Source organism: Streptococcus infantis (assembly GCF_047464715.1).
Lineage (GTDB): Bacteria > Bacillota > Bacilli > Lactobacillales > Streptococcaceae > Streptococcus > Streptococcus infantis_S.
The window spans coordinates 137,714-148,863 of sequence record NZ_JASHBJ010000001.1; the positions used below are offsets into that span (position 1 = coordinate 137,714).

The following is an 11,150-nucleotide window of genomic DNA, read 5'->3' on the forward strand; positions in this document are numbered from 1 at the left end:
AATAAAATTTAATATAAAAAAATCCCATCAGAATATTTCTGGTGGGATTTTTGGTGGGGAACCAATCAATTTTGATTGATTTTTAACCTTTTATAATAACTGAAAATGCTGTTAAATCAACCATTTCACTTCAAATCATGTTTATAAATCATTCCCACTCAACGGTTGCAGGTGGTTTACTTGTAATATCGTAGACGATGCGATTAACGTGGTCAACCTCATTTACGATACGTACTGAGATCTTTTGAAGAACTTCCCAAGGAATCTTCGCAAAGTCAGCTGTCATTCCGTCGATAGAAGTGATAGCACGGATAGCGATGGTGTAGTCATAAGTACGGCCATCTCCCATAACACCTACTGAACGAACGCCAGTGTTAACAGTGAAGTATTGCCAAATGTCGCGGTCAAGACCAGCTTTAGCGATTTCTTCACGAAGGATAGCGTCTGATTCACGGACTGTCTCAAGTTTTTCTTCAGTGATTTCACCCATGACACGGATAGCAAGACCTGGACCTGGGAATGGTTGGCGCCATACGATATTATCTGGCATACCAAGCTCAGTACCGAGGGCACGAACTTCATCCTTGTAAAGAGTATTTAGCGGCTCGATAAGTTCAAACTGCATGTCTTCTGGAAGTCCACCAACGTTGTGATGAGACTTGATGGTTTGAGCAGTATCCGTACCTGACTCGATAACGTCTGTATATAGTGTTCCTTGTGCCAAGAATTTCACGTCTTTTAGCTTGCTTGCTTCATCATCAAAGACATAGACAAACTCGTTACCGATAATCTTACGTTTTTGTTCTGGATCAGACACACCAGCCAATTTATCAAGGAAGCGTTTGGCAGCATCAGCTTTGACAATGTTCAAACCAAACTTACCACCAAGCATATCCATCACTTGGTCAGCCTCCCCTTTACGGAGAAGACCGTGGTCTACAAAGATACAGATCAATTGATCGCCGATTGCTTTTTGGAGAAGAACCCCAACAACAGAAGAGTCAACACCACCTGAAAGAGCAAGGAGAACACGTTTGTCTCCAACCTTTTCACGGATTTGTTTGATTTGCATCTCGATAAAGTTATCCATAGTCCAGTCACCTTTGGCACCACAGATATTCAAGGCAAAGTTACGAAGGATATCATAGCCGTGAACTGAATGACGAACCTCTGGGTGGAATTGGATACCATAGATTTTCTTATCTGGATTTTCGATTGATGCATAAGGACAGTCAGCTGATGTACCAGTACGAATGAAATCAGCAGGAATTTCTGTAACAGCATCTCCGTGGCTCATCAAGACAAGTTGTTCTTCTGGAGTTCCAGCAAAAAGAGCAGATTCTGTGTGAGTCAATGTTGATTGACCGTATTCACGGTTACCAGCATCGCCTGCAGGAACAACCTTTCCTCCAAGCTTATGAGTCAAAAGCTGCATACCGTAGCAGATTCCTAAAATTGGAATACCCAATTCGAAAATTTCTGGATCAATATCAAACGATCCTTCTTCGTAAACAGAGTTTGGACCACCTGAAAGTACAATCCCGATAGGATTGATAGCACGGACTTCGTCAGCCGAAATCTTGTGACTTTTTAGTTCTGAAAAGACACCAATCTCACGGATACGACGTGAGATAAGTTGGTTATACTGGCTACCATAGTCCAGTACGATGATCTTTTCGACATCTTGCAAATCAGTTGAAATGTTGCTCATCTTTTCCCTTTCTTAAAAGAAATATCTTCTTGAATATTCTATCATAAAAGGGTTAGAATTACCAACTAAACAAGTGCGGTTTGACTTTTCCCTATGAGTTACGGTACAATGGAAAAAATAAAGAAAAGAAGTGATCAAGCATGTTACCAGCTTATATGAAAATCCATGACCAAATCAAAAAAGACATCGATGAGGGACATTGGAAGATTGGAGAGAGACTTCCTAGCGAGCGAGATTTAGCTGAGGAATTTGAGGTTAGTCGCATGACCTTGCGTCAAGCTATTTCTCTTCTAGTCGAAGAGGGGGTTTTGGAACGTCGTGTCGGTAGCGGGACCTTCGTTTCAAGTACTCGTGTTCAGGAAAAAATGCGTGGAACCACTAGTTTTACGGAAATTGTTAAAGCTCAAGGGAAAACGCCATCTAGTCATCTGATTTCCTACCGTCGTACGATTCCAAATGAGCAAGAAGTGGCTAAACTAGGTATACTGCCAACTGATAACATCATTCGTATGGAACGTGTTCGTTATGCGGATAAAGTTCCTGTTGTCTATGAAGTGGCATCGATTCCTGAGAAATTTATCAAAAATTTCAAAAAAGAAGAAGTAACCAAGCACTTCTTTCAAACCTTACAAGAGCATGGTTATCGAATTGGTAAATCTCACCAGACCATATATGCGCGTTTAGCAAAAGAAAAGATAGCTCATTACTTAGAAGTTGAAAAAGGGCATGCTATTTTAGGTTTGACTCAGGTTTCTTACTTTGATGACGGAACGGCTTTTGAGTATGTAAAGAGCCAATACGTCGGAGAACGGTTTGAATTTTATCTAGAAAATAATTAGTTTATAACATCACTCTTAAAGTAGAAACTCATCTACTTTAAGAGTTTTTATTTGGTCAAGATTAGAAAACATTTTCCTAATAAGAAAAATAGCAATCATACGAGTATTTTTCAAAGATTCGTGTTATAATAGATAGGTTATATGGTCCCGATAAGGTGGTGGGATTGATTGTAAATACTCTTCCTACCAGTTCTTTGTAACTCTATAACGAATATTTTTTAAGGGGGGACATTTTTATGTCAGAACGTAAATTATTCACGTCTGAATCTGTATCTGAGGGGCATCCGGATAAGATTGCAGACCAAATTTCAGATGCTATCTTGGATGCTATTTTAGAGCAAGATCCAGAGGCCCACGTTGCTGCTGAAACAGCTGTTTATACTGGTTCAGTTCATGTTTTTGGTGAAATTTCAACCAATGCCTATGTAGATATTAACCGTGTGGTACGTGATACCATTGCAGAGATTGGCTATACCAACACTGAGTACGGATTCTCAGCTGAAACAGTAGGAGTTCATCCATCATTGGTAGAGCAATCTCCTGATATCGCCCAAGGTGTTAATGAAGCCTTGGAAGTTCGTGGAAATGCGGATCAAGACCCACTTGATTTGATTGGAGCAGGAGACCAAGGTCTCATGTTTGGTTTTGCGGTGGATGAGACAGAAGAACTCATGCCATTGCCAATTTCACTTAGTCACAAGTTGGTTCGTCGTTTGGCAGAGCTCCGCAAATCTGGTGAAATTAGCTATCTTCGTCCAGATGCTAAATCTCAAGTCACTGTTGAATATGATGAAAATGACCAGCCAGTGCGCGTGGATACAGTCGTTATTTCAACCCAACATGATCCAGAAGTGAGCAATGAGCAAATCCATGAAGATGTGATTAACAAGGTTATCAAAGAAGTCATTCCAGCTTCTTACCTGGATGATGATACTAAATTCTTTATCAATCCAACAGGTCGTTTCGTTATCGGAGGACCTCAAGGAGATTCAGGTTTGACTGGTCGTAAAATCATCGTGGATACCTATGGTGGTTATTCACGTCACGGTGGTGGTGCCTTCTCTGGTAAGGATGCGACTAAGGTTGACCGTTCAGCTTCTTATGCAGCTCGCTACATTGCTAAAAACATTGTTGCTGCAGGTCTTGCTAAGAAAGCTGAAGTGCAATTGGCTTACGCAATTGGGGTGGCTCATCCAGTATCTGTTCGTATCGATACCTTCGGTACGGGAACAGTCGCTGAAAGCAAATTAGAAGCAGCAGCGCGTCAAATCTTTGACCTTCGCCCAGCAGGAATCATCCAAATGCTGGATCTCAAACGTCCAATCTACCGTCAAACAGCAGCTTATGGACATATGGGGCGTACAGATATTGATCTTCCATGGGAACGCTTGGACAAGGTAGAAGCCTTGAAAGAAGCTGTTAAGTAACATAAAAAAGATTGGTCTAAGGACCAATCTTTTTTAGTTTATAATTACTTATCTAGTATTTTTACAAAAGCCCAGTTTCCAATTGACTTTGTTCCGTAGTCTAATATCATGGAATCCAGTAATTCATACTTGTTTTTTTCATAGAAACACACATTTTTCTCAGTGCTGGTGATTAAGCCTAGACGTTTGCAACCTTTGGCTTTAAGATAGGGTTCAACACCTTCTTGTAGGAATGCACTCCCGATTCCTTGGTTTTGGATTGAAGCGTTGACTCCTAACATCATCAAATACCAATCAAAGTTCCCAGATTTTTTCAAATGTTGTTCAGAGCGATCGACTAAATCTAGATATTTCAAGAGATTGCGTGGGCTAATAAAACGGAAAAGCTTGACAATCCCATTCAACAAATAAGATAAGATGGAAAAATCCTTTTGTTGTAGAAGTGCGATAGCCAGAATTTCCCCGTCTCGTTCAGCGACTAGACAGGTCTCTCCTTTGATGTAGAGTCTGGACAAAAGGCTATACAGCAATTCTAAGAATGCTGGGTAATATTCTGGTTTCTTTAAATCATCTTTGATAAGAGTCATGAAAGGGTAGTTCATAAAGGATTCAGCCAATACTTTCCCGATTTTTTGGTGTTCATCTAGCCTGGCTTCTCTATATACTATTTCTTTCATATCATACTCCTTCATTAAAATCTCTCTATCTATTATAACTAATTTTCTCTCATTTTTCGATTAAAATGTGAAATATTCACAAAAAAGCTTTAGCTACAATAATTTATTTAAAGAAATAAACAAGAAAAGGGACTAAAAAACCCCGCAGTTTTAACTGTAGGGTAGATTAATTCTATTTTGTAGGAATTGAAATTTCAATCAATTTATCAGAATAGAGGGTTTTGATATTTGCTTCATCAACAGCTTGTTTATCAATTTTACGATTTAAAAAGAATTCTTGGATTTTCTCGATTTCTTTTTCACGGATTGCACGATGTTTATTGGAAATGAGGATTTCGTAATGAAGCGGAGCCTGAGTAAAAATAACATCTGTATTTCCCGCAGAATAAACCTCTACAAGCGTTGCGTCGGTGCTTTCTAGCTGACTTTTAACAAGTTGCGAGTGTGAATTTGTAGTATTGATAAGCTTCATAGGGTTTCCTCCTGTATTTCTATGTCTATTATAGCACTTTTTGGGAAATTTGGTAGAGATAGTTTAAATTTGATGTTGTTTTTTCCAAGCTTCGATCGCCCATTTGTGACTTCCACGTTTTAAGTTAGCAATAGCTTCATCGATTGGGAACCAAGCTAGATGATTGAAGTCTTCGAGAGGTTTTTGAATTTCTTGGAAAGAAGTGGCTTCGTAGAGATAGGCTGGATTGTAGTAGTAGGTATCACGGTGGCTGGAATAGAAATATTCATCAGCTTGCCCGTAGTAGGTGCCTATTTCAGCTGTAAATCCTAATTCTTCAATCAATTCTCGTTTGAGAGCTTCAAGGTGATTTTCACCTTCTTCAATTTCGCCTCCTGGTAAGAACCATGCACCATTTGGAGCTTGAACGAGGATAATCTTTTCGTGGTTTGCATCAGGTATGACTGCATAAACCCCATATCGAGTTTTGTAGGTTACTCCCTCTTTTTTTTCTCCAAATGTTGGATTTGCCATAAATTTCTCCTTCGTGAGTGCGCTTTCTTTCTATAATAGTAAAGAATGTTCTCACTGTCAAGCAAGAACATTCTTTTGTATGTGAGGAACTAGTCGTTTGACTCGACCGTTTCCGTTTTATTTTTTGACTTAATCATGATCTTACCCTTGCTGGTCATGACTGCCTTGAGGTCTTTTTCACTTGGATTTTCAAGGTAGTAGTCTGTAATGGCATCTTCGATATAGTCTTGAATGGTACGACGGAGTGGACGAGCTCCCATTTTTGGATCGTAACCAAGGTCTACAAGTTTTTCTTTAACCTTATCTGTTACATCTAAGTGGATGTTATTGCTTGAGAGACGTTTATTCACATCATCTAGCATGAGGTCAACGATTTGAAGGAGATTTTCCTTGCTGAGAGCCTTAAATTCAATAATCCCATCGAAGCGGTTCATGAATTCTGGGCTAAAGAAGTTGCCTAATTCTCCAAGGACAGAGTTGGTACGCCCTTCTCTCGCAGCGCCAAAACCAACGCTAGCTTCAGCTTTTCCTGTACCTGCATTTGAGGTCATGATAATGATAGCGTCCTTAAAGCTAACAGTTCGTCCTTGACCATCAGTTAAACGACCATCATCCAAGACTTGAAGGAACATATGCATGACGTCTGGATGGGCTTTTTCAACCTCGTCAAGGAGGATAAGAGAGTAGGGATTGCGACGAACTTTCTCAGTCAACTGTCCTGCTTCATCATAGCCGACATATCCTGGAGGGGCGCCGACAAGTTTAGCCACGCTATGTTTTTCCATGTATTCACTCATATCAAAGCGAATCATGCTATCAGCAGAACCAAAGAGCTCGATAGCTAGTTGTTTAGAAAGTTCTGTTTTACCGACACCAGTAGGTCCGACAAAGAGGAAGCTACCGATTGGGCGATTTGGAGTTCCAAGGCCAACACGGTTACGACGGATAGCCTTAGCAATCTTATCAACTGCATCATCTTGGCCGATAACGTGAGCCTTGAGGTCGTTTGCTAGGTTGATGAGTTGAGACTGCTCTTTTTCTTTCAAATCACCAACTGGAATATTAGTCTTTTGCTCGATAATGTGTTCAATCGTCTTTTCGCTGATGATTGGAGTATCCTGATCCGTTACTTTTGTCTTTTGCATTTCTTTATATTTAGCGATCTGGTCACGGAAGTAGGCCGCTTTCTCGAAATCTTCATCTCGAGTTGCTTGGGCCTTGAGATTTTCTGCCTCAATTAAGCGTTGGTCAATCACCTTAGGGTCGACAAAGTTTAAAGTAAGGTTCATTTTAGAACCCGCTTCATCTAGGAGGTCAATAGCCTTGTCTGGCAAGAAACGATCTTGGATATAGCGGTTAGAAAGAGTCGCAGCGGCTTCGATAGCAGCATCTGTATATTGAACGTGGTGGTAATCTTCGTATTTTTTTTGAATACCTTTAAGGATAATAATGGTTTCTTCAACTGTTGGTTCATCAACCTTAACAGGTTGCATACGGCGCTCAAGGGCAGCGTCTTTTTCGATGATGCGGTACTCATTGAGGGTAGTAGCACCCACTAACTGAAGTTCGCCACGAGCAAGGGCAGGTTTGAGGATATTTCCTGCATCCATATTACCATCTCCAGCAGAACCAGCACCGACAATCTCGTGAATTTCATCGATAAAGAGTATGACATCTTTGCGCTGACGAATTTCTTCCATGAGTTTCTGCATACGCTCTTCAAACTGTCCACGAATTCCTGTGCCTTGGACAAGACTCACGACGTCTAGACGAATAACTTCTTTCCCTTGAAGTTTATGGGGAACGTCACCGTCGACTATTTTTTGAGCGAGGCCCTCGACAACTGCTGTCTTACCAACACCAGGCTCACCGATAAGGACGGGGTTGTTTTTGGTTCTACGGTTGAGGATTTCAATGACACGGATGATTTCTTCGTCACGACCGATAACAGGGTCGACATTTCCGCGACGAGCAATCTCAGTTATATTGATACCATATTCTTCCAAGAGTCCTTTTTCTTGACTAGGAGGAGGTGTTTGGGCTGGTCCACGATTTTGGGAACCATAACCACCATTGCCGCCATAACCACCACCTGACTGAGTTGGAGGAACATTGTTATTTGAAGAAGGTCTAAAGTTGTTCAGATCGTTAAAGAAGTCTCCAAAGGGATCAAAATCACGGTTGTTTAAATCTGTAATTCCTTTAAACAAGCTATTGTTAGGATCTGTTTTGATAATTTTGTAGCAATTTTGACAAAGGTCAATTTGCTTTTGTTGTCCATTAAGATTGGTGTAAAGATGGATTGTTGAGTCATTGATTTTACAATTTTGACAGAGCATACCTCTACCTCGTTTCTTTCTTGGCTTTGACTAAAAAAGAAAGGTCAAAAATAGTCAAAGTTCTTTAGTCTCATTATATCATGATTGAAGGGGAAAGCAAGTAAAAAGATTGAGTTTTAGAACTCATGAAAGAAGACTTTTATAGATGAGATCTAGTGATAAAAAGAAAAATCCCATTTGTCAGACAAAAAGGATTTTCCAAGTTCAAAGCAGGATACTTTCCCGCCTCTATTCAACTATTAGTATAAAAGTTCGTAGATTTCCATTGCAATCAAGTCAATGCTATCAAATGTATACGTTTCACGAGCTTCAACATCACGAAGTGTAAAGAGTGGTCCGTTTTCTTCGTCATGGTTAAAAGCAACCTCTGCGACAACAACTCCTTCGCGTTCAAAGTTACGTTTCAAGTTACCACCATCTTTTGTCATTGCTTCTAAGCGATTGATGATTCTAACCAAATGTGATTCCATTTTGATTCTCCTCCATTTCTTATCTTTACTATTTTACCATAAACAGACTCTACTTGACTAGAAAAAAACTAAGATTTCTCGCTATTTCTATCATCTTTGAAAATTTATTGAAAATATTAGGAGAAAATGTTGAATTTTTATGCAAAATATGTTATCCTTATACAAGTTTTAAGTTTAAATATTAAAGACAGAAAGTAGAATATCCATGAATTTTTCTTTTTTACCGAAATATCTGCCATATTTTAACTATGGTGCCGTTGTAACAATTATCATATCTATCTTGGTGGTCTTCTTGGGGACCATTCTAGGAGTGCTGTTGGCCTTTGCACAACGTTCAAAAATTAAACCACTTGCCTGGTTTGCTAATCTATATATCTGGATCTTCCGTGGGACTCCGATGATGGTGCAGATTATGATTGCATTTGCCTTGATGCATATTAGTGCTCCGACTATTCAAATTGGGATCTTAGATGTTGATCTGACTCGTTTGATTCCAGGGATTGTCATTATCTCTATGAATAGTGGTGCCTATGTATCAGAAACAGTTCGTGCTGGGATTAATGCAGTGCCAAAGGGACAATTAGAAGCAGCTTATTCATTAGGTATTCGCCCTAAGAATGCCATGCGCTATGTCATTTTACCCCAGGCTATCAAGAATATTTTACCAGCCTTGGGGAATGAGTTTATTACCATTATCAAGGATAGCTCGCTCTTGTCAGCTATCGGGGTTATGGAGTTGTGGAATGGAGCTACTACAGTATCAACAACCACATACCTACCTTTAACACCGCTCTTATTTGCAGCCTTTTACTACTTGATTATGACCTCTATCTTGACACTGGCCTTGAAAGCTTTTGAAAATCGTATGGGACAAGGAGATAAGAAATAATGACTGAAACACTTATAAAAATTGAAAATCTTCATAAGAACTTTGGAAAGAATGAAGTTCTAAAAGGAATCGATCTTGAAATCAAAAAAGGGGAAGTTGTGGTCATTATTGGACCTTCTGGTAGTGGTAAGTCAACCCTCCTTCGCTCGATGAATCTCCTCGAAGAAGCTACAAAAGGAAATGTTATCTTTGAAGGTGTCGACATCACAGATAAGAAAAATGACCTCTTTGCTATGCGTGAAAAGATGGGTATGGTTTTCCAACAATTCAATCTCTTCCCCAATATGACAGTGATGGAAAACATCACGCTTTCTCCTATTAAGACCAAAGGCGAAAGTAAGGAAGTTGCTGAGAAGAGAGCCCATGAGCTTTTGGAAAAGGTTGGTTTACCAGATAAGGCAGATGCCTATCCGCAAAGTTTGTCTGGTGGACAGCAACAGCGTATCGCTATCGCTCGTGGTCTTGCTATGGAACCAGATGTCTTGCTCTTTGATGAACCGACTTCCGCTTTAGACCCAGAAATGGTAGGGGAAGTACTAGCGGTAATGCAAGAACTTGCTCAATCAGGCATGACCATGATCATTGTAACGCATGAAATGGGCTTTGCGCGTGAAGTAGCGGACCGTGTCATCTTTATGGCTGATGGGGTTGTTGTAGAAGACGGAACTCCAGAGCAAGTCTTTGAGCAAACCCAAGAACAAAGAACCAAGGACTTTTTGAGTAAGGTTTTGTAAGACTAGAGTCAATTAGAAAAGCTCCAACTGGAGCTTTTTCTTATAGTTTCAGACTATAAGGTCTATTAGAAAAGAAGTGTTAGGATGCAGAAGGATTTTTTGTTATAATAGAGAATATTTGTTAGAAAAGAGAAAATACATGACACAGATGATTGATGGGAAGGCCTTGGCAGCTAAGTTACAAGGTCAATTGGCTGAAAAAACGGCTAAACTAAAAGAAGAGACAGGCTTGGTGCCTGGCTTAGTTGTCATTTTAGTCGGAGAAAATCCAGCCAGCCAAGTTTACGTTCGGAACAAGGAACGTTCAGCTATTGCTGCAGGTTTCCGAAGTGAAGTCGTTCGTGTACCTGAGACCATTACCCAAGAAGAATTGTTGGATTTGATTGCCAACTACAATCAAGATCCAGCTTGGCATGGGATTTTGGTGCAACTACCATTGCCAAAACATATCGATGAGGAAGCTGTTTTATTGGCTATTGACCCTGAGAAGGATGTGGATGGTTTTCATCCGCTCAACATGGGACGCCTTTGGTCTGGTCACCCAGTTATGATTCCTTCAACACCTGCAGGAATTATGGAAATGTTTCATGAATATGGGATTGACTTAGAAGGTAAAAATGCGGTCGTCATTGGTCGTTCAAATATTGTTGGGAAGCCTATGGCCCAGTTACTGTTGGCTAAAAATGCAACTGTAACCTTGACCCACTCTCGCACCCACAATTTAGCCCAAGTAGCTTCTAAAGCTGATATTCTAGTAGTAGCAATCGGTCGCGCTAAGTTTGTGACTGCTGATTTTGTCAAGCCTGGAGCAGTTGTCATCGATGTGGGGATGAACCGAGATGAAAATGGCAAGCTCTGTGGAGATGTTGATTACGATGCTGTTGCATCAATCGCTAGCCATATCACACCTGTACCTGGTGGAGTTGGGCCTATGACGATAACCATGCTGATGGAACAAACTTATCAGGCGACTTTACGTACCTTGAATAAAGATTAACCTCTAGTACAATATTCATTAATTTTTAAAAAGCAAGTTCTAATGGACTTGCTTTTTTTGGCTCTATTTCTAATAAAATTCT

At 40.1% G+C, this 11,150-nt stretch carries 11 protein-coding genes; 5 read left to right on the forward strand and 6 right to left on the reverse strand.

Annotated features, from left to right (window positions below):
* Positions 1–148: 148 nt before the first annotated feature.
* The gene (gene guaA / locus QM419_RS00750; RefSeq protein ID WP_414277564.1) at positions 149–1,711 is read right to left on the reverse strand and encodes a glutamine-hydrolyzing GMP synthase; all 1,563 of its coding nucleotides are present in this window, start codon (positions 1,709–1,711) and stop codon (positions 149–151) included.
* A 140-nt stretch (positions 1,712–1,851) separates the two neighbouring features.
* Here guaA and QM419_RS00755 point away from each other — a divergent pair, with 140 nt between their 5' ends.
* Together QM419_RS00755 and metK are read left to right on the forward strand one after the other, a co-directional pair.
* Positions 1,852–2,550 (forward strand): GntR family transcriptional regulator, encoded by a 699-nt coding sequence (locus QM419_RS00755; RefSeq protein WP_254730375.1) that lies wholly within the window; start codon positions 1,852–1,854, stop codon positions 2,548–2,550.
* Positions 2,551–2,786: 236 nt separating this feature from the next.
* Positions 2,787–3,977, forward strand: coding sequence for a methionine adenosyltransferase (gene metK / locus QM419_RS00760; RefSeq protein WP_414277565.1), 1,191 nt, complete (start codon positions 2,787–2,789; stop codon positions 3,975–3,977).
* 44 nt (positions 3,978–4,021) lie between these two features.
* Here metK and QM419_RS00765 read toward each other — a convergent pair whose 3' ends face one another.
* From QM419_RS00765 to QM419_RS00785, 5 genes are all read right to left on the reverse strand, one after another.
* Complete coding sequence (locus QM419_RS00765; RefSeq protein WP_414277566.1) at positions 4,022–4,654, reverse strand: GNAT family N-acetyltransferase; 633 nt, start codon at positions 4,652–4,654, stop codon at positions 4,022–4,024.
* Between the two features lie 172 nt (positions 4,655–4,826).
* Positions 4,827–5,126, reverse strand: coding sequence for a DUF1827 family protein (locus QM419_RS00770; RefSeq protein WP_178894750.1), 300 nt, complete (start codon positions 5,124–5,126; stop codon positions 4,827–4,829).
* Between the two features lie 63 nt (positions 5,127–5,189).
* On the reverse strand, positions 5,190–5,639 hold the full coding sequence (locus tag QM419_RS00775) for an NUDIX hydrolase (protein ID WP_414277567.1): 450 nt from the start codon (positions 5,637–5,639) through the stop codon (positions 5,190–5,192).
* Positions 5,640–5,728: 89 nt separating this feature from the next.
* On the reverse strand, positions 5,729–7,978 hold the full coding sequence (locus QM419_RS00780) for an AAA family ATPase (RefSeq protein WP_414277568.1): 2,250 nt from the start codon (positions 7,976–7,978) through the stop codon (positions 5,729–5,731).
* A gap of 239 nt (positions 7,979–8,217) precedes the next feature.
* Positions 8,218–8,448: a DUF1797 family protein gene (locus QM419_RS00785; protein WP_004253825.1), complete on the reverse strand. Its 231-nt coding sequence runs from the start codon at positions 8,446–8,448 to the stop codon at positions 8,218–8,220.
* A gap of 205 nt (positions 8,449–8,653) precedes the next feature.
* Here QM419_RS00785 and QM419_RS00790 point away from each other — a divergent pair, with 205 nt between their 5' ends.
* The 3 genes from QM419_RS00790 (at position 8,654) to QM419_RS00800 (ending at position 11,068) form a co-directional block, all read left to right on the forward strand.
* The gene (locus QM419_RS00790) at positions 8,654–9,337 is read left to right on the forward strand and encodes an amino acid ABC transporter permease (protein WP_247922166.1); all 684 of its coding nucleotides are present in this window, start codon (positions 8,654–8,656) and stop codon (positions 9,335–9,337) included.
* Positions 9,337–10,071, forward strand: a complete 735-nt coding sequence (locus QM419_RS00795) for an amino acid ABC transporter ATP-binding protein (protein ID WP_414277569.1) — start codon at positions 9,337–9,339, stop codon at positions 10,069–10,071. The genes QM419_RS00790 and QM419_RS00795 overlap by 1 nt, the downstream gene beginning before the upstream one ends.
* A gap of 139 nt (positions 10,072–10,210) precedes the next feature.
* Positions 10,211–11,068 carry a bifunctional methylenetetrahydrofolate dehydrogenase/methenyltetrahydrofolate cyclohydrolase gene (locus QM419_RS00800; protein ID WP_414277570.1) on the forward strand — a complete coding sequence of 286 codons (858 nt, stop codon included), beginning with the start codon at positions 10,211–10,213 and terminating at the stop codon, positions 11,066–11,068.
* Positions 11,069–11,150 lie beyond the last annotated feature (82 nt).

Coding starts and splice junctions, on each gene's coding strand:
- QM419_RS00800 (WP_414277570.1), top strand. CDS start 10,211: ATGACACAGATGATTGATGGGAAGGCCTTGGCAGCTAAGTTACAAGGT.
- QM419_RS00785 (WP_004253825.1), bottom strand. CDS start 8,448: ATGGAATCACATTTGGTTAGAATCATCAATCGCTTAGAAGCAATGACA.
- QM419_RS00795 (WP_414277569.1), top strand. CDS start 9,337: ATGACTGAAACACTTATAAAAATTGAAAATCTTCATAAGAACTTTGGA.
- metK (WP_414277565.1), top strand. CDS start 2,787: ATGTCAGAACGTAAATTATTCACGTCTGAATCTGTATCTGAGGGGCAT.
- QM419_RS00775 (WP_414277567.1), bottom strand. CDS start 5,639: ATGGCAAATCCAACATTTGGAGAAAAAAAAGAGGGAGTAACCTACAAA.
- QM419_RS00770 (WP_178894750.1), bottom strand. CDS start 5,126: ATGAAGCTTATCAATACTACAAATTCACACTCGCAACTTGTTAAAAGT.
- guaA (WP_414277564.1), bottom strand. CDS start 1,711: ATGAGCAACATTTCAACTGATTTGCAAGATGTCGAAAAGATCATCGTA.
- QM419_RS00790 (WP_247922166.1), top strand. CDS start 8,654: ATGAATTTTTCTTTTTTACCGAAATATCTGCCATATTTTAACTATGGT.
- QM419_RS00780 (WP_414277568.1), bottom strand. CDS start 7,978: ATGCTCTGTCAAAATTGTAAAATCAATGACTCAACAATCCATCTTTAC.
- QM419_RS00765 (WP_414277566.1), bottom strand. CDS start 4,654: ATGAAAGAAATAGTATATAGAGAAGCCAGGCTAGATGAACACCAAAAA.
- QM419_RS00755 (WP_254730375.1), top strand. CDS start 1,852: ATGTTACCAGCTTATATGAAAATCCATGACCAAATCAAAAAAGACATC.